Origin of the sequence: Streptomyces sp. NPDC089799 (assembly GCF_040684755.1) — a bacterium.
In the GTDB taxonomy this organism is placed as follows: Bacteria; Actinomycetota; Actinomycetes; order Streptomycetales; family Streptomycetaceae; genus Streptomyces.
Genome location: NZ_JBFBGR010000021.1, coordinates 134,670 through 152,770 on the forward strand (window position 1 = coordinate 134,670; position 18,101 = coordinate 152,770).

Annotated in this window: 10 protein-coding genes; 6 read left to right on the forward strand and 4 right to left on the reverse strand. The window is 75.1% G+C overall.

Annotated features, from left to right (window positions below; genetic code table 11):
• Positions 1–42: 42 nt before the first annotated feature.
• Positions 43–2,493 (forward strand): HAD-IC family P-type ATPase, encoded by a 2,451-nt coding sequence (locus AB0O36_RS23290; protein ID WP_365113576.1) that lies wholly within the window; start codon positions 43–45, stop codon positions 2,491–2,493.
• Positions 2,494–2,678: 185 nt separating this feature from the next.
• Entirely contained in the window at positions 2,679–4,940 is a 2,262-nt protein-coding gene (locus AB0O36_RS23295; RefSeq protein ID WP_365113578.1) for a hypothetical protein, read from the forward strand.
• Between the two features lie 158 nt (positions 4,941–5,098).
• On the opposite strand, the gene AB0O36_RS23300 is transcribed toward AB0O36_RS23295, so the two are convergent.
• The 3 genes from AB0O36_RS23300 to serC all read right to left on the reverse strand — a co-directional run bounded on the left by AB0O36_RS23300 (position 5,099) and on the right by serC (position 10,589).
• Positions 5,099–8,266, reverse strand: a complete 3,168-nt coding sequence (locus tag AB0O36_RS23300) for a molecular chaperone Hsp90 (RefSeq protein ID WP_365113580.1) — start codon at positions 8,264–8,266, stop codon at positions 5,099–5,101.
• Positions 8,267–8,537: 271 nt separating this feature from the next.
• Entirely contained in the window at positions 8,538–9,248 is a 711-nt protein-coding gene (locus AB0O36_RS23305) for a hypothetical protein (protein ID WP_365113582.1), read from the reverse strand.
• A 222-nt stretch (positions 9,249–9,470) separates the two neighbouring features.
• A complete protein-coding gene (serC, locus tag AB0O36_RS23310; protein ID WP_365113584.1) occupies positions 9,471–10,589 on the reverse strand; it encodes a phosphoserine transaminase in 1,119 nt (372 codons plus the stop codon).
• 194 nt (positions 10,590–10,783) lie between these two features.
• Between serC and AB0O36_RS23315 the strand changes: the two genes are divergently transcribed.
• Entirely contained in the window at positions 10,784–13,846 is a 3,063-nt protein-coding gene (locus AB0O36_RS23315; RefSeq protein ID WP_365113586.1) for an FAD-binding and (Fe-S)-binding domain-containing protein, read from the forward strand.
• 188 nt (positions 13,847–14,034) lie between these two features.
• Entirely contained in the window at positions 14,035–15,042 is a 1,008-nt protein-coding gene (locus tag AB0O36_RS23320) for an EamA family transporter (protein ID WP_365113588.1), read from the forward strand.
• A gap of 132 nt (positions 15,043–15,174) precedes the next feature.
• Here the strand turns inward: AB0O36_RS23320 and AB0O36_RS23325 are convergent, their stop codons facing one another.
• A complete protein-coding gene (locus AB0O36_RS23325; RefSeq protein ID WP_365113590.1) occupies positions 15,175–15,486 on the reverse strand; it encodes a hypothetical protein in 312 nt (103 codons plus the stop codon).
• Between the two features lie 77 nt (positions 15,487–15,563).
• On the opposite strand from AB0O36_RS23325, the gene AB0O36_RS23330 reads away from it, so the two are divergent.
• Positions 15,564–16,361: a TIGR03084 family metal-binding protein gene (locus tag AB0O36_RS23330; RefSeq protein WP_365113592.1), complete on the forward strand. Its 798-nt coding sequence runs from the start codon at positions 15,564–15,566 to the stop codon at positions 16,359–16,361.
• Positions 16,358–18,101, forward strand: a 1,744-nt coding sequence (locus AB0O36_RS23335) for an acyclic terpene utilization AtuA family protein (RefSeq protein ID WP_365113594.1), incomplete at its 3' end; no start/stop codon positions are given. The genes AB0O36_RS23330 and AB0O36_RS23335, both read left to right, overlap by 4 nt.

Sequence of the window (18,101 nt, forward strand, 5' to 3'; positions counted from 1 at the left end):
TTCAGCGGGTGGACGGTCGCCCGCGCGCTTAACGTCGGATGCATGACGCAGCGGGCAGGAATCGACCACGAAGGCCCGGACCGGGGTCCCGCCATCGACGCCGGGGCGGAACTCGATCCCGTCCACCCGGTGCGGCTGCCCGCGCCGCGCTTCAAACCCGGCGGCCTGACCACCGCCGAGGTCGCCGAACGCATCGCCCGCGGCGCGGTCAACGACGTACCCGTCCGCAGCAGCCGCTCCACCGCCGACATCGTCCGCGGAAACGTCTTCACCCGCTTCAACGCCATCATCGGCGTCCTCTGGGTGATCATGCTGTTCGTCGCGCCCATCCAGGACAGCCTCTTCGGCTTCGTGATCGTCGCGAACACCGGCATCGGCATCGTCCAGGAACTCCGCGCCAAGAAGACCCTCGACGGCCTGGCCGTCATCGGCGAGGCCAAGCCCAGCGTCCGCCGCGACGGCGCCACCACCGAGATCTCCACCTCCGCGATCGTCCTGGACGACGTCATCGAACTCGGCCCCGGCGACAAGGTCGTCGTCGACGGCGTGGTCGGCGAGGCCGACGGCCTGGAGATCGACGAGTCCCTGCTCACCGGCGAGGCCGACCCCGTCCTGAAGAAGCCCGGCGACCAGGTCATGTCCGGCTCCTTCGTGGTGGCCGGCGGCGGCGCCTTCACCGCCACCAAGGTCGGCCGCGAGGCCTACGCCGCCCAGCTGGCCGAGGAGGCGTCCCGCTTCACCCTCGTCCACTCCGAACTGCGCTCCGGCATCTCCACCATCCTCAAGTACGTCACCTGGATGATGATCCCGACCTCCATCGGCCTGATCATCAGCCAGCTGATCGTCAAGGACAACAACCTCAAGGACTCCATCGCCCGCACCGTCGGCGGCATCGTCCCCATGATCCCCGAGGGCCTGGTCCTGCTCACCTCCGTCGCCTTCGCCATCGGGGTCATCCGGCTGGGCCGCAAGCAGTGCCTGGTGCAGGAGCTCCCCGCGATCGAGGGCCTGGCCCGGGTCGACGTCGTCTGCCTCGACAAGACCGGCACCCTCACCGAGGGCGGCATGGACGTCACCGAGCTCCGCACCCTGGGCGGCGCGGAACCCGCCTACGTCAAGAAGGTGCTCGGCGCCCTCGGCGAGTCCGACCCCCGCCCCAACGCCAGCCTCCAGGCCATCATCGACGCCTACCCCGACAGCGAGGAATGGCGCTGCACCGAGTCGCTGCCCTTCTCCTCCGCCCGCAAGTACAGCGGCGCCAGCTTCAGCGAGGGCGACGGCGAGACCTCCACCTGGCTGCTCGGCGCCCCCGACGTCCTCCTCCCGGCCGGCGACCGCACTCTGGAGGAGATCAACCACCTCAACGAGCAGGGCCTGCGCGTACTGCTCCTCGCCCGCTCCGCCCGCGAACTCGACGCCCCCGAGGTCGCCACCGGCGTCCGGCCCACCGCCCTGGTCGTCCTGGAACAGCGGCTGCGCCCCGACGCCGCCGACACCCTGCGCTACTTCGACGAGCAGGACGTCCACGCCAAGGTCATCTCCGGCGACAACGCGGTGTCGGTCAGTGCCGTCGCCGGAAAGCTGGGCCTGCCCGGGGCGGAGAACACCGTGGACGCCCGCCGGCTGCCCACGGGGCAGGACGAGATGGCCGAGCAGCTCGTCAAGAACGCGGTCTTCGGACGCGTCACCCCGCAGCAGAAACGGGACATGGTCGGAGCGCTCCAGTCCCGCGGCCACACCGTCGCCATGACCGGCGACGGGGTCAACGACGTCCTCGCGCTGAAGGACGCCGACATCGGCGTCTCGATGGGCTCCGGCTCGGAGGCCACCCGCGCCGTCGCCCAGATCGTCCTGCTGAACAACTCCTTCGCGACCCTGCCGTCGGTCGTCGCCGAGGGCCGCCGGGTCATCGGCAACATCACCCGGGTCGCGACCCTCTTCCTCACCAAGACGGTCTACTCCGTCCTGCTGGCCATCCTGGTGGTCTGCTGGCAGGTGGAGTACCCCTTCCTGCCCCGCCACCTGACCCTGCTGTCCACCCTCACCATCGGCATCCCCGCCTTCTTCCTGGCCCTGGCCCCCAACAAGGAGCGCGCCAAGCCGCACTTCGTACGAAGGGTGATGCGGTACGCCGTCCCCGGCGGGGTGATCGCGGCCGTCGCCACCTTCGTCACCTACCTGCTGGCCCGCTCGTACTACAGCGGCGAGGGCGCCCTGGAGGCCGAGACCAGTGCGGCCACGCTCACGCTGTTCCTGACCTCCATGTGGGTCCTGGCGATCATCGCCCGCCCCTACACCTGGTGGCGGGTGGCCCTGGTCGGCGCGATGGGGCTGGCCTTCCTGATCGTGCTGGTCGTCCCCTGGCTCCAGGACTTCTTCCAGCTCAAGCTGGTCGGCACCACGATGCCGTGGACGGCGGTGGCCGTCTCCGCCGCGGCCTCCGTCCTGATCGAGGTCGCCTTCCACTGGGTGGACCGGAGGTTCCCGGCCTGACCGACCGCTGTCCCCCGTGCCGCCCCCGCTCTACGCTGTGCCCGCCAGGACCACGAACGGGGGGCGGGCGGATGCCGCAGCGCGCACGGAGAACCGGAAGAACACCGGCCGGCGGAAGAGCAACGGACAGCGGAGGAACACCGGGCAGCGGGGGAGCCGGACGAGGGCGGAGAGCCCTGGGGGCGGTGGGCGGGCTGCTGCTGGCGGCCGGGCTGATGGCCGCCCCCGCTGCCCCGGCCGCGGCGGCATCCCCGTCGTCCGGCCCGGCCCCGGCCCAGGCCCCCGCCGCGGCAGCGGCCACGTACAAGGTGAAGATCCAGCTCACCGCCGTCGACCACATGTCCCCCGAGATCCGGGTGTGGAACCGGACGACCTGGACCTCGTACCCGGTCACCGTTCCCGACGGCGCCGCCTACGGAACCGCCGACCTGCCGCCCGGCGACTACCTCACCATCGGCAACCACAGCGACTACACCACCGAGGCGCGCTTCCTCCCCAAGACCTTCAGCGTGGTGGCCGCGCCCACCACGGTCACCCTGGACTCCGCCGCCGCCAAGCCCGCCGCCGTCACCGTCGACGACTCCACGGCCGGCCGGGCCCTGGCCGACGCCTGGTTCACCCTGCCCAACGGCGAAGAGGTCGCCTTCCAGGGCGGCTCGGGCAAGAAGCTGTACGTGGCGCCCCTCCCGCTGCCCGGCCTCACCTTCAACCTGCACGACGTGCTGGAGAAGAAGGGCAGCACGCCCAACCGGCCCAGTCCCTACCGCTACGACCTGTTCCACCGGTTCACCGGCGGTGCCCCCGCCTCGCCCGTCGTCTCCGTCCCGGCCGCCGGACTCGCTCGGAAGCACACCACCGCCTACGCCCAGGGCGCGGGCGTCAGCGCCTCCGTATGGGCCGCCCCTTCGGTGGACGACGGCGCGTTCACCGGGACGTACATCCCGACCAACGTCCCGGTGGCGGGCGCCTACACCCACTACCTGACCCCGGGCGCGCCCTTCGAGCGGTACCTGGAGTGGGGCTCGCACGCCCTCTCCATGCCGGGCCTGGAACTCCCCGCGGGCGACGGCGGAAACGAGTCCTTCGGCCGCGGCCCCTTCACCAACCGCCCCACCGAGTACCCCGGATCCACCTACGGAGCGGGCAAGTTCACCCTGAACGAGAGCGAGTCGCTCTCCGACGCCCAGGGCCACGCGGGCCACGAGAACGGCGGCACCACCTACCGGGTCACCGGGGATTCGGTGCTGCTCGGGGCCTCGGCCGTGATGTCGCCGTGGGACACCTTCACGGTCCCGGCGGGCACCCACTCCACGTACTGGATCAACCACACCGTCACCCGCAGCGGCGCGCACAGCCGCGTCTCCCCGCGGGTCTCCACCAGCTGGACCTTCCCGGGATCCGCGCTCCCCGCCGGTTCCGGCGGTGCACTCCCGGTCCTCGACCCGTCCTTCACCGTCTCCGGACTCGACGCCCGCAACCGGGTCCCGGCCGGCCCGGCGACGGTGCAGGCCGGGCTGGCGCCCCGCGCCGAGGGTGCGAAGGCCACCGTGACGGGCCTGGCGTACTCCACCGACGACGGTGCCACCTGGACCGCGGCCGCGCTCACCGGCAGCGGCGCGAGCCGGACCGCGACGGTGCCCGTCCCGGCCGGCGCCGCCTTCGTCTCGCTGCGGATCGACGGCAAGGACGACAAGGGCGGCACGGTCCGGCAGATCGTCACCCGCGCCTTCGGCGGCCCGGGCGCGCAGGGCGCGCTCAAGGTCGGTGCCACTTCGGTCGGCGGGGTGGTCGTCAACGGCGGCAAGGACGTGGTCCCCGCCCTGACCGGGCTCGGCACCTTCTCGGCCGCCTTCACGGCCACCGACCCCTCGGGCATCGGCGCCGCCGGGATCCACCTGTACCACGGCCCGTACGACAAGCCCGACGGCATCCTGGCCTTCGGCGACGCCGACTGCGTCAAGCGCCCGACGGGCAGTACGTACGACTGCACGGCCGACGTCAACCTCAGCGGCGCCGGGCACCTCGGGCTGAACAAGCTGGCCGGCACCTGGTCGGTGGCCGCCTGGGCGCACGCGGGCGACAAGAAGAGCCTGTTCAGCGGGCCGGTGCCGGGCAGCGTGGCCATCAAGCGGTCGGCCGCGCTGAGCGTGGACGCCACCCCCGAACCGGTGAGCGCGGGAGCGGCGCTGAAGGTCACCGGCCGGCTCACCGGGTCGGCCTGGGAGTACGGCGGCTCCACCGTCCTCACCGGACAGAAGGTGGAGCTGCAGTTCCGCAAGGCCGGGACGACGGCGTGGACCGCACTCGCCACCGCCACCACCGACGCCAAGGGCACGGCCGTCTTCACCCGCACCGCCACGGTGGACGGCAGCTGGCGGATGACGTACGCGGGCAGCGGCTCGGCCACCGCCGTGACCTCGGCCGCCGACTACGTGGACGTGCTCTGACGGCCTGCCCCGCCCGCCCCGCCCGCCCTGTCGCGGTTGCGGGGCGGGCGGGGCAGGCGCGCGGACGGCGGGTTTCCGCTGGGCCATCGGGGGCCGGGAAGCAGCGATCCGGGAGCAACACTCAGGGATCAGCGGTCAGGGGATACAGGGGCCAGGGGTCAGTCGAACCAGCGGTCGCGGGCGAGTTCCGCCGTGCGGGACGGGTCCTCCAGGAGCGCCGCCACCTCGAACCGCCGCGGCCACTGCCCGGCCGCCCAGGCCAGGCCCGCAGCGACGCCCTCCAGGGTGGCCGCGTGCAGGACCCCGTCCCGGGTCAGCCGCCAGTCCAGCTCCACGCCGCCCGCCACCAGCTCCTCGTGCTCCAGGTACGTCGCCGGCGTCGCCGGGCCCAGCAGCACGTGCACCGACTCCGGCACCTCGTGCTCCTCGCCCGGGGTGCTGACCTCCGCCGGGACCGTCTCCGACAGCCGCCGGACCTGAAGGAGTTCCGCCAGGTCGGCCGCGCGCGACGGGGCCACCGGAAGCAGTGGCAGGTCCGCCGTGAGCGGCAGCAGGTCCGGGGCGTCCGCGACCACCGCCTCCGCCGCGTCGGCCACCACGACCTCGCCGTCGACCACCGCACGCAGCTCGTCCGGCAGCGTGACCTGCTCCGGGTCCAGATCGGCCAGCGCGCCGTACAGGGCGTGCAGCTGCCGGCCCGTCACCTCGCGCTCCGGGTCGGCGAGCCGGCCCAGCAGCTCGGCCGCGCCGCCCGGCTCGTCGAGCAGGGCCGCCACCGAGGTCCGTACGCCCAGGGCCCGCAGCACCTGCTCGTCCTCGAACCCGGTGGCGTCCGCCGAGGTGTAGAGCCCCTCCAGGAGCGGGTCGCCGCCCGCCGCCCGCAGACCCGCCGGACGGCGGCCGTCGAGCACCGGGTGGTCGCGCAGCCACCACGCCGTGTACGGGCGGACCGTCTGCGTGGTGCCGTCCGGCATCAGCACCCGTACGGGCTGGGTCAGCGCGTCCCGCAGCGGCGGCTGGGCGAGCATGGCCAGCGCCTGCGGCCAGCGGTCGTCGTCCACCAGGTCCAGGTCCCGTACGGCCACCAGCTCGGTCGCCACCGGCGGCACCGGGGCCTCCGGCAGCTGGTCCAGCAGGTCCTCGCACCACACGTCGACGGCGTCCAGCAGGCCCACGTCGTCCGGCTCGGCGAAGTCGCCGTCGTGGGGCTCCAGTTCGTCCGGGTCCAGCACCACGTCGGTGGCCCGGACCAGCTGGAAGCCGGCCAGCACGCCGACCGCGGTCAGCGGCTGCTCGCCCCAGCGATCCGCCAGTTCCCGGTCCACGTAGGGGAGTTCGCCCTCGCGGATGACGGAGGCGAACGGCGAGCCGGGCAGCACGAGTTCACCGGCGGGCGCGGGCTCCCCGTCCTCGTCGGGCAGGGCCAGCGCGCCGAGCCACGGCTCGTCCCCGGGCGCCAGGTCGGCGTCCCGGACCAGGCCGAGCACGATCTCGGCGAGTTCGTCGGGGTCCAGCGCGTCCTCGTCCCAGATCTCGCCGGCGTCCAGCGAGGCCGCGACCGCGGCCCGCACCTGCGGGGTGGTCAGCACCGCCCGCGGGTTGGCCGGGATCGCGCCGAGCTTCTCCAGCAGCGGGTGCGCCGCGCCCGGGTGCGCGATCTTCAGACCGAGCCGGGTCAGACCGGGCGGGGTGTCCGGGCCGGGCAGCAGGATGTGCCGGGGGCCGATCGCGGTGCGCGGGCCCGCCGGGAGCACGCCCTTGCCCTCGCCCTCGTCCTCGACCTCCTCGACGGCCAGCGGCACCGGGAGTCCGCTCAGCCGGTCCGGGTCCACCCCGGCCAGGCTGTCGTAGAGGCGGTACCACCACTCCGGGGCCCGCTCCACGCCCGCGATGCGCTCGATGGCGTCCCCGAGCGGCAGCCGGCCCACGCCCAGGGTGCGCAGCTCGGGTCGGCGCTCCAGCCCGGCGGGCAGCAGGGTCGGCAGCACCTCGGCGAGCACCCGTACGGTGTCGGCGCCCGCGCCCTCGACCACCTCGGCCTCGAACGGGCGCAGCGCGGTGAGGTCCTCCGCCGGGGCCGCCGGAGCCAGGAACGCGGTCCGCGGCAGCCGCTCCAGGACGGCCGCGCGCAGCGCGCCGTCCAGTTCGCCCTTGCCGAGCCGGCCCGGCACCAGGTCGATCAGGCCGGTGCTCACCGGCTCCCAGCCGCCGAGGAGTTCGGCGTACGCCTCGGCCGCCCGCTCCACCAGGAAGTCGGTCAGCGGGCCGGGTGCCGGGTGCCGGCGGGTGGTGTCGAGGGGGAGCGAGGCGATCAGCAGCGCGGGGATGCCGAGGGGCTCGTCGGTGGGGGTCGGGGCGTGCACCACCGGCGCGGTGTCCGGCCGTACGGGCGCGCCCTGCGCGTCCACCGGCACCGCCCAGGACACCGTCCACACCGGGCGCAGGCGTTCCTCGACGGGCCGGTCGGCGAGCAGGTCCTTGTCCAGGGAGCCGGTGTGCCGGACGGTCCGCCAGCGGCGGACCTCGGTGCCCTCCGCCGTGCCGTCGCTGATCTCGGTGTACGGGCCTTCGGCGTGCCGGCGCAGGGTCCGGACCCCGGACGGGGTCTCCACGACCACCTCGTCCAGGCCGGGCAGGGTGAGCAGCAGGGCGTCGTCGATGCCGGCGAGCAGCCGCTCGGTCAGGTCGGCCGCGGCGGTGTCGCGCAACGGCAGCACCACCACCGTGTCGTAGCCCGCGGGGGCGGTGCCCTCGGCGGGCAACGGCAGCCGGAGCAGCGGGACATGGCCGTCGCGGCGGCGCAGCTCGTCGCCGAGGCCGGGGCTGTGGCGGGCGGACTCCGCGGCCAGCTCCCGGGCCTCGGCGAGCGACCAGCGGACACCGCCGTGCCGGCCGATCACCGCCGGCTCGTCGGTGACGGCGAGCACCGCGGCGAAGCCCACGCCGAACCGGCCGACGCTCTCCGTCGCGTTCTCCCGCTTGGCGGAGGCCCGCAGGGTGCTCAGCGACTCCACGCCGGCGGCGTCCAGCGGGGCGCCGGTGTTGGCCACGGCGAGCGCGCCGTGCGGGTCCCCGCTGTCGCCGGCGTACAGGGTGAGGCGGAGCCGGCCGGGGACCCCGGCGCGGGCGGCGGCGTCGGCGGCGTTCTGCGCCAGCTCGACGACGAGCCGGTCCCGGTAGCCGCCGAGCGCCAGGTCCTCCTCGGCGTTGGCGTCCTCGCGGAACCGGGCCGGGCCGGCACCCCACGAGTCGAGCACCCCGCGCCGCAGCCGGGCCGTGCCGAAGGGGTCCGTGCCACTCTGGGCCGCCGTCACTCGCACGCTCACGCCGCTGCCTCCTGTCGTACCGGGACCCTGAAGGTATCGTGCGCGGCGGGTGCCGGTTCGCGGGGGAGTGCCCGCTGCGCCTTGCCGGTGAGGTGCGCGAAGACCACCGCGTTGGAGTCCCGGTGCGGGACCCGGCGGGTCACTCGGCGGGGTCGCTCGGCGGTACTCGGCGGGGTGCGTCCCGAGGGGGCGGCCCGGCGGTGCCGGCCCGGCGGGCGCCGGGCCGCCCGAGGCGTCAGGGCCGGACGAGGCATCAGGGCCGGACGAGGCGTCAGGGCCGGCCGGTGTCGAAGCGGACGGCGTCGAAGTGGGCGGCGGCGAACTCCCGGCCGCCCGCGACGGCGTGCACTCCGTAGGAGCCGGGCCGGACGTCCCGGGCGACGACGGCGGTGCCGGTCCAGCTGTGGGTGCCGGTCTTCCTCAGGTCCACGCGGCCGCCGGCGAAGGCGGCGGAGCTGACGTAGGCGCCCTTCCGGTCGGCCCCGGCGGGGACGGTGACGGTGACGGTCACCCGGTCGCCGGGCCGCCCGGAGCCGGCGGAGAGCCGGATCCCTTCGGCCGCGGCCGGCTTCACGGTCTGGCCGGCCCGGGCCTTGACGTCCAGCTGGGCGGAGGCGCTGACGGCCCTGCCGTGGGCTGCGGTGCCGGTGACCGTGACGCTGTAGGCGCCGTCCCGGACGTCCTTCACCTTGACGAGTGCGGTCCACGCGCCGGGGCCGGCGGGACGGAACGCGGTGCCGTCCACGGCCTGGGAGAACACGGCCAGGCCGGTGGCGCCCCCGGGCGCGGTGAGCGTCAGCCGGACCTCGTCGCCCGGTGCGACGGCGCCCGCCGACAGCCGGAGCCCGGCCCGGTCGGTGCGCTCCTGGGAGGCGGCGGCGGGTATCCCGGCGGCGAACGCCGAGGTGGCGGCCACCGCGGAGGCGCCGAGGGTGAGCGCCGCGACGAGCGCGGCAGCGGGGGCGGTGAGTGCCTTGCGCATGGAGTTCCTCCTGAACGGGCGCGCCGGGCGTTTCCCGGCACATCGGACAAGAGGGGCATAGTGCCGCCGAGGTTGCCCGCGCCCGAACATTCAGGACCAAAGTCCCGCCCAGCCCGGCGCCCGGATCCCGGACACGGCGAAGCCCCCGTCCCGGTACGGAACGGGGGCTTCGGATGCGCAAGGGCGGAGCCCACGAAGGGCTCACTCAGGCACGGCGCAGCGTCACAGCTTCTCGATGACGTGGTCGATGCACGCCGTCAGCGCCTGCACGTCCGCCGGGTCGATCGCCGGGAACATCGCGATGCGCAGCTGGTTGCGGCCGAGCTTCCGGTACGGCTCCGTGTCCACGATCCCGTTCGCCCGCAACACCTTGGCGATCGCCGCCGCGTCGATGTCGTCCGAGAAGTCGATGGTGCCGATGACCGAGGACCGCTTGGCGGCGTCGGTGACGAACGGCTCGGCGTACTTCGACGCCTCCGCCCAGCCGTACAGGTTGGCCGCGGAGGCCGCCGTACGGGAGGTCGCCCAGTCCAGGCCGCCCTGGCCGTTGATCCACTCCAGCTGCTGGTTCAGCAGGAAGAGGGTGGAGAGGGCCGGGGTGTTGTACGTCTGGTTCTTCAGCGAGTTGTCGATCGCCGTCGGCAGCGAGAAGAACTCCGGGATGTGCCGGCCGGACGCGTGGATGCGCGCGGCGCGCTCCAGCGCGGCCGGGGAGAACGCGGCCAGCCACAGGCCGCCGTCCGACGCGAAGGACTTCTGCGGGGCGAAGTAGTAGACGTCGGTCTCGGTGATGTCGACCGGCAGGCCGCCGGCGCCCGAGGTGGCGTCCACCAGGACCAGCGCGCCCTCGTCGGCACCCGCGACCCGCTTCAGCGGGGCCGCGACACCGGTGGAGGTCTCGTTGTGGGTGAAGCCGTAGACGTCCACGCCCGCCTCGGCGACCGGCTCCGGGTGGGTGCCCGGGTCCGAGGAGATCACGGTGGGGTCGGCCAGCCACGGCGCGAGCTTGGCGGCCTTGGCGAACTTGGAGGAGAACTCGCCGAAGTTGAGGTGCTGGGACTTGTTCTCGATCAGTCCGTGCGTCGCGATGTCCCAGAAGGCGGTGGAGCCGCCGTTGCCCAGGATCACCTCGTAGCCCTCGGGAAGGGAGAAGAGGTCCCGGATGCCCTGGCGCACGGAGCCCACGAGGTTCTTGACCGGGGCTTGCCGGTGGGAGGTACCGAGCAGGGAGGTTCCGGTGGCGGCCAGCGCGTCCAGCGCTTCCGTCCGCACCTTGGAGGGGCCCGCGCCGAAGCGTCCGTCGGCGGGCTTGATGTCAGCGGGAATCTGGATCTCGGCCACGAGCGGAGCGTATCGGGTCCGCGCAGGCCGGGCCGCGCAACGTCCAGCGGTTGAGACGGGAACCATCAGGTCGTGGGCACGACGGGGTCACCGGTGTCACCGGTACGACTGACGCGACCGGCACGACTGACGCGACCGGTACGACTGACGCGACCGGTGCGACTGGTGAGGCGGCCGGTGGGCAGGATCCCGGAATGACCGATCTGGAGACGGCCCTGCGCGCGGCGGTACGGGGCGAGGTGGACTTCGGCCGGGCGGCCAGGGCGCTGGTGACCATGGACGCGTCCAACTACCGCCGGGTCCCGCTGGGCGTGGTGGCCCCGTACGACGCGGAGGACGTGGCGGCCGTGCTGCGGCTGTGCGCCGGGGCCGGCGTCCCGGTGGTGCCGCGCGGCGGCGGTACCTCGATCGGCGGCCAGGCCACCGGGGTGGGCGTGGTGCTCGACTTCACCCGGCACATGGCCGGCCTGCTCTCCCTGGACCCCGTGGCGAGGACGGCGGTGGTCCAGCCCGGCCTCGTCCTGGACACGCTGCGGGCGGCCGCCGCGAAGCACGGGCTGACCTTCGGGCCGGATCCGTCCACCAAGTCGCGCTGCACGCTGGGCGGGATGATCGGCAACAACGCGTGCGGGCCGCACTCGGTGGCCTGGGGGACCACGGCGGACAACGTGGCCGAACTGTCGGTCCTGACGTACGGGCCGGCGGAGCGGGGCGGGCCGGGCAAGCCGGGGGACCCGGACGGGGACGGGGAACGGGCAGCTGGGTCGGTACGGCGGATCGGCACCGGCTGGGCGGGCGCCCCGCCCGCGCTGGAGCAGCTGATCACCTCGAACCTCGCCCTGCTCCGCACCCGTATGCCCGCCGACTTCGGCCGCCGGGTCTCCGGCTACGCCCTGGACGCGCTGCTCCCCGAGCGCGGGGTCGGGCTGGCCCGCGCGTTCTGCGGCAGCGAGGGCACGCTCGGGGTGGTGACGGAGGCCGTGGTCCGCCTGGTGGAGGCGCCGCCGGCACCCGCCCTGGCGGTGCTCGGGTACGCCGACGAGAGCGCGGCGGCGGACGCGGCGGCCGGCCTGCTGCCGTACGGGCCGCTCACCGTGGAGGGCATGGCGGCGGACCTGCTGGGCGGCGCGGGAACGGCGGGACTGCCGAAGGGCGGGGCCTGGCTGTTCGTGGAGATGCCGGACGAGGGGGCGGCGCGGGCCCTGGCCCGGGCGGCGGACACGCTGGACTCCGTGGTCGTCGCGGACCGGGCGGCGCAGCGGGCGCTGTGGCGGATCCGCGAGGACGCGGCGGGCACCGCCACCCGCCTCCCCGACGGCACGCCGGCCTGGCCGGGCTGGGAGGACTGCGCGGTCCCGCCGGCCCGGCTGGGGGCGTACCTGCGGGAGTTCCGCGCGCTGACCGCCCGCTACGGGCTGCGCGGGGCGCCGTACGGGCACTTCGGCGAAGGCTGCGTACACGTCCGGCTGGACTTCGACCTGGTGAGCGCGGCCGGCGTGGACCGTTACCGGGCGTTCTCCTCGGACCTGGCGGACCTGGTCGTCGCGCACGGCGGCTCGCTGTCGGGCGAGCACGGGGACGGGCAGGCGCGGGCGGAGCTCCTGCCGCGGATGTACGGGCCGGAGGTCGTGTCCCTCTTCACCGCGTACAAGGACGTGTGGGACCCGGCGGGCGGCATGAACCCGGGCATCCTCGCCCGCCCGGCCCGCCTCGACGAGAACCTCCGCTTCGCGGGCCTGCCGGAACTGCCGCTGGCGGACGGGGTGGCCCGCTGCGTGGGCGTCGCCAAGTGCCGTACGCCGGCGGCGGGCGCGGGGTCGGGCGCGACGGCGGACGTGATGTGCCCGTCGTACCGCGCGACGGGCGAGGAACGCCACTCCACCCGAGGGCGCGCACGCCTGCTCCACGAAATGCTGCTGGGCGCGGGGGGCGCTCCCGGCGGGGGCACGGGCATCATCAAGGAGGGCTGGCGCTCGGAGGAGGTCCGGGAGGCCCTGGACCTGTGCCTGAGCTGCAAGGGGTGCCGCAGCGACTGCCCGGTCGGGGTGGACATGGCCGCGTACAAGGCGGAGTTCCTGCACCGCCACTGGGCGGGCCGGATCCGCCCCCTCGCCCACTACACCCTCGGCAGCCTCCCGACCCTGCTCCGCTCGGCCGCCGCCCTGCACCTGGCCCGCCCCCTGAACGCCCTCGCGCGCATCCCCGCCATCGGCCGCCTGGCGGGCCTCACCCCGTCCCGCCCCCTCCCACCCCTGGCCGCCACCCCCTTCACGACCTGGTGGCGTTCCCGCTCCGCGGGCCCTGCCCTGACCCCGCCCCCACCCGAAACCGGGGCTCTGGGGCGCGGCCCCGGGGGGCCGGGGGCGGAGCCCCGGGAGGGGGCCGGGGACGGAGTCCCCGGTTTCGGGAAGGGGCGGGGAGGGGAAAGCCGCCCGCAGGGCACACGCGTCACCCTGTGGCCGGACACGTTCACCGAGTACCTCGCGCCCGAGGCCGGGCGAGCCGCGGTGCGGGTGCTGGAGGCGGCCGGCCTCGAAGTCGTCCTGGCCGGAGGCCTGGGCCGGGGCCGGAGCCGGGGCCAAGGCCCGGGTCAGGGCGAGGGCCAAGGCCGGGGCGAGGGCGAGGGCGAGGGCGAGAGTCGGGGTGAAGAGCGCCGCCGCCACGGCCGCGCCTGCTGCGGCCTGACCTACGTGTCCACCGGCCGCCTCGACGCCGCCCGCAGGACCATGCGCAGGACCCTCGACATCCTCGGCGACCCCCAAGGCCCGATCGTCGTCCTGGAGCCCAGCTGCGCCGCAGCCCTCCGCGACGACCTCCCGTCCCTGCTCCCCGACGACCCCCGCGCCGCCCGCCTCGCCGCAGCCGTACGCACCTTCGCCGAGGCCCTGGAAGAGCTCGCCCCCGACTGGCAGCCGCCCCGCCTCGACCGCCCCGTGGCCGGCCAGACCCACTGCCACCAGCACGCCGTACTCGGTGACGCCGCCGACCGCCGCCTCCGCGAGCGCGCCGGTCTCACCGGCGAACTCGCCGGCGGCTGCTGCGGCCTCGCCGGGAACTTCGGTTTCGAGCCCGGCCACCACGAGGTCTCCGTCGCCTGTGCGGAGGAACAGCTGCTGCCCGCACTCCGCGCCGCACCCGAGGACGCCGTGATCCTCGCCGACGGCTTCTCCTGCCGCACCCAGGCCGCACAGCTCGGCCACCGCCGCGCCCGCCACCTGGCCGAAGTCCTGGCGGACGCCCTCGACGACACACCGTAGGCAGGCGGGACAGGGGACACAGGACACGGGAACGCAGGACACGAGACACCAGGACACGGGACACCAGGACACGAGACACCAGGACACGGGACACAAGGCAACGGAGATGGGCATTCGAGGCGAAGCGATGCAGGCATGTAAGGCAAAACACGCCTGCGTGCTCCTTACCGCGGCCTTAGTCTGGATGAATGACCAGCACCACCCCCGCCGCCACGCCCTCCGCCGCACCCGCCCCCACCACCGGAACCGGAACCGGAACCGGCACCGGAACCGGCACCGCCCAGGCGCCCTCCGGCCGCCTGGGCCGGTTCGGCGGGTCGCCGCTCGGGCCGGTGGGGCTGGTGCTCGCGGCGGGCGTGTCCGTGCAGTTCGGCGCGGCCCTCGCGGTCATGATCATGCCGAAAGCCGGCGCTGCCGGCGTCGTCGCGATCCGGCTGGCGGCCGCCGCCGTCGTGCTGCTGCTCCTGTGCCGGCCGAAGCTCCGCGGTCACTCCCGCGCCGACTGGGGCACGGTCCTCGCCTTCGGCGTCGCCATGGCCGGCATGAACGGGCTGTTCTACCAGGCCGTGGACCGCATCCCGCTCGGCCCGGCCGTCACCCTGGAGGTGCTCGGCCCGCTCGCGCTCTCGGTCTTCGCCTCCCGCCGCCTGGTCAACCTGCTGTGGGCGGGCCTCGCGCTCGGCGGCGTGGCCCTGCTCTCCGGTCACGGCGGCAGCGCCGGTTCGGGCTTCGGCTCGCTCGACCCGGCCGGCGCCGCCTTCGCGCTCGGCGCGGGCGCGATGTGGGCGGCGTACATCGTCTTCAGTGCGCGCACCGGACGGCGCTTCCCGCAGGCCGACGGCCTGGCCCTGGCGATGGCCGTCGCGGCGGTGCTGTCCCTGCCGATCGGCATCGCGGACGCCGGTTCGGCCCTGCTGGTGCCGAGCACGCTGGCGCTGGGCGTCGTGGTGGGCGTGCTGTCGTCGGTGCTGCCGTACACGCTGGAACTGCTCGCGCTGCGACGGCTGCCGGCCCCCACGTTCGCGATCCTGATGAGCCTGGAGCCGGCCATCGCGGCCACGGCCGGCTTCCTGCTGCTGCACCAGGGCATGTCCGCGACCGACGCCCTCGCGATCGCCCTGGTCATCGGGGCGAGCATGGGCGCGGTGCGCGCCCAGTCCCGCAAGGCGCCGGCCGCTCAGACCGCCCTCCCGTAACCCGCTGCCGCCTGCCGCCTGCCGCCTGCCGCCTGCCGCCTGCCGCCTGCCGCCTGCCGCCTGCCTGGCTGTCCGCCCGTACGCCTGCCCGATCGCCGGTCCGACCCGGCGCCCCGGCGCGGGCGGGCTCGATCAGCCGAGGCCGGGCATGAACCCGCCGCGGGCGGTGCCGAAGCCCGGCAAGTGGGCCCAGTCGAGCACCTCGGGCAACTCGTCGAGTGACAGGACGACCGCTCCACCGGCCCGTTCGGCGTCCGCGCACCAGTCGCCCATGTGTCCGGGCCGGGTGCCCCCGTCGACCGTGTCGGCCGTGTCGGCCGTGTCGGTCGTGTCGATCACCAGGGCCGCAAGGGCGGGGATGACGAGACCGGCCTCGCCGGGCCCGTCCACGACGGCACGTGCACGGGCCGGGGTACGCGGAGCGGCGTTCTTCCGCCAAATCATGCAAGCATGCTTGATTGTTTTCCGGTGCGCTGCCAGTGTTCCCCTCACGCCGCTGTCGTCCCCGAGGGGAGCGCACCGTGCTCGACCCGTTCGTTGCCGTCCGGTCCGACCTCCGAGAGGAGGGGCGTGAACTGGATCTCCTGGTGGGTGAGTTGGGAGAGGCCGGCTGGGCCGCCAAGACCCCGGCGCCCGGCTGGACCATCGCCCACCAGATCGCCCACCTCGCCTGGACCGACCGGGCGGCGCTGCTGTCCCTGACCGACGGCGAGGGCTTCGCCGCGCTGACGAGGGAGGCGCTGGCCGCGCCCGGCAGCTTCGTCGACGACGGCGCGGCCGAGGGCGCCGCGCAGCCGCCCGCGGAACTGCTGGCCGGCTGGCGGGCCGGGCGGGCCGCGCTCGATGCGGCCCTCGAAGCGGCCTCGCCGGACGCCCGGTTCCCGTGGTTCGGGCCGCCGATGAAGGCCGCGTCGATGGCCAGTGCCCGGCTGATGGAGACCTGGGCGCACGGCCAGGACGTCGCCGACGCGCTGGGCGTGCGTCGTACGCCGACGGATCGGCTGCGCCACGTGGCCAGGATCGGCGTACGGGCCCGCGACTACGCCTTCGCCGTACGCGGCCTGCCGGTGCCGGCGGAGGAGTTCCGGGTCGAGCTGACGGCCCCGGACGGGATCTCCGTGTGGGCGTACGGGCCGCCGGACGCGGCACAGCGGGTCACCGGGCCGGCGCTCGACTTCTGCCTGCTGGTCACCCAGCGCGCGCACCGTTCCGACGTCGCCGTGACGGCGGAGGGACCGGACGCCGGCCACTGGCTGGACATCGCCCAGGCGTTCGCCGGCCCGGCGGGCACGGGCCGGGAGCCGGGAGCCCGCTCATGACCCGCCCGGGGTCCGGGCAGGGGTCCGGGCCGGGGCGCCGACCGCTCCGGATCGGGAACGCCTCCGGCTTCTACGGCGACCGGCTCTCGGCCATGCGCGAGATGCTGACGGACGGGCCGCTGGACGTGCTCACCGGGGACTACCTCGCCGAGCTGACCATGCTGATCCTCGGCCGGGACCGGCTGAAGAACCCGGACGCCGGCTACGCCCGGACCTTCCTCCGCCAGCTGGAGGACTGCCTCGGTACGGCGCACGAACGCGGCGTACGGATCGTCACCAACGCCGGCGGCCTCAACCCGGCGGGCCTCGCCGACGCGGTCCGCGCGCTGGCGGACAAGCTGGGGATCCCGCTGGCGGTCGCCCACGTGGAGGGCGACGACCTGATGCCGTACGGCGGCGGGTCCGGACGGGATGGGTCCGCAGGGCACGGGGCCGCAGGGCACGGAGTCCTCACCGCCAACGCCTACCTGGGCGGGGCGGGCATCGCGGCCTGCCTGCGGGCCGGCGCCGACGTGGTGGTCACCGGCCGGGTGACGGACGCGGCGCTGGTGAGCGGCCCGGCGGCATGGTGGTTCGACTGGGCGCCGGACGACCACGACCGGCTGGCGGGCGCGGTGGTCGCGGGCCACGTCCTGGAGTGCGGTGCACAGGCCACCGGCGGCAACTACGCCTTCTTCACCCGGCACGACGTGCGCCGGCCGGGATTCCCCCTGGCCGAGATCGCCGAGGACGGCTCCTCGGTGATCACCAAGCATCCGGGGACGGGCGGGGCCGTCACCACGGGCACGGTCACCGCGCAGCTCCTCTACGAGACCCAGGGCGCCCGCTACCTCGGCCCGGACGTCACGGCCCGGCTGGACACGGTCAGGCTGTCCGAGGACGGCCCCGACCGGGTCCGGATCGCCGGCGTCCGCGGCGACCCGCCGCCCGGCTCGCTGAAGGTCGGGATCACCAGGCTGGGCGGCTTCCGCAACGAGGTGGTGTTCGTCCTGACCGGCCTGGACATCGAGGCCAAGGCGGCGCTGGTAAGGGAGCAGCTGGCCGATCGGCTGTCGGACGTCGCCTCGGCGGAGTGGACCCTGGCCCGTACGGACCGTCCGGACGCGGCGACCGAGGAGACGGCGAGCGCCATGCTCCGGCTGGTGGTGCGGGATCCGGACGCCGGGCGGGTGGGGCGCGCCCTGACCTCCGCCGCGGTGGAGCTGGCGCTCGCGAGCTACCCCGGCTTCCACGTGACGGCTCCGCCGGGGCCGGGGCAGCCGTACGGCGTCTTCGAGACGGACACGGTCCCGGCGGCCTCGGCCCGCCATGTCGCGGTGCTCCCCGACGGCCGCCGGCTGGACATCACCCCGCCGGGCGCAGCCGCGGCCACCCCCGAAGCGGTGCCGCCGCCCGCAGCGGCGCCCTCGGGCGGAGCGGTGCCGCTGCCCGCAGCGTTGCTCCCGGACGGGGCGGTGCCGCCGCCCGCGATCGGGGCCGCGGCCTCGGCCCCGACCGCTGCGCGGAGCGATGCCCCCACCCCGCCCCTTCCCGAAACGGGGGCGGAGCCCCCGCCCCCACCCGGGGGCTCCGCCCCCACACCCCAGCCGGGGCTGGGCCCCGGACCCGGAGTGGGGCCGCACCCCGCATCCCCCGTGGGGCTCCGCCCCCCACCCGGCCCCGCGCCGGGGTCAGGCCTGGTGCGTGCCCTTTCCGGAACCGGAGTCCTGCGTGTTCAGACACGCCATCGCGGCCGTGGGG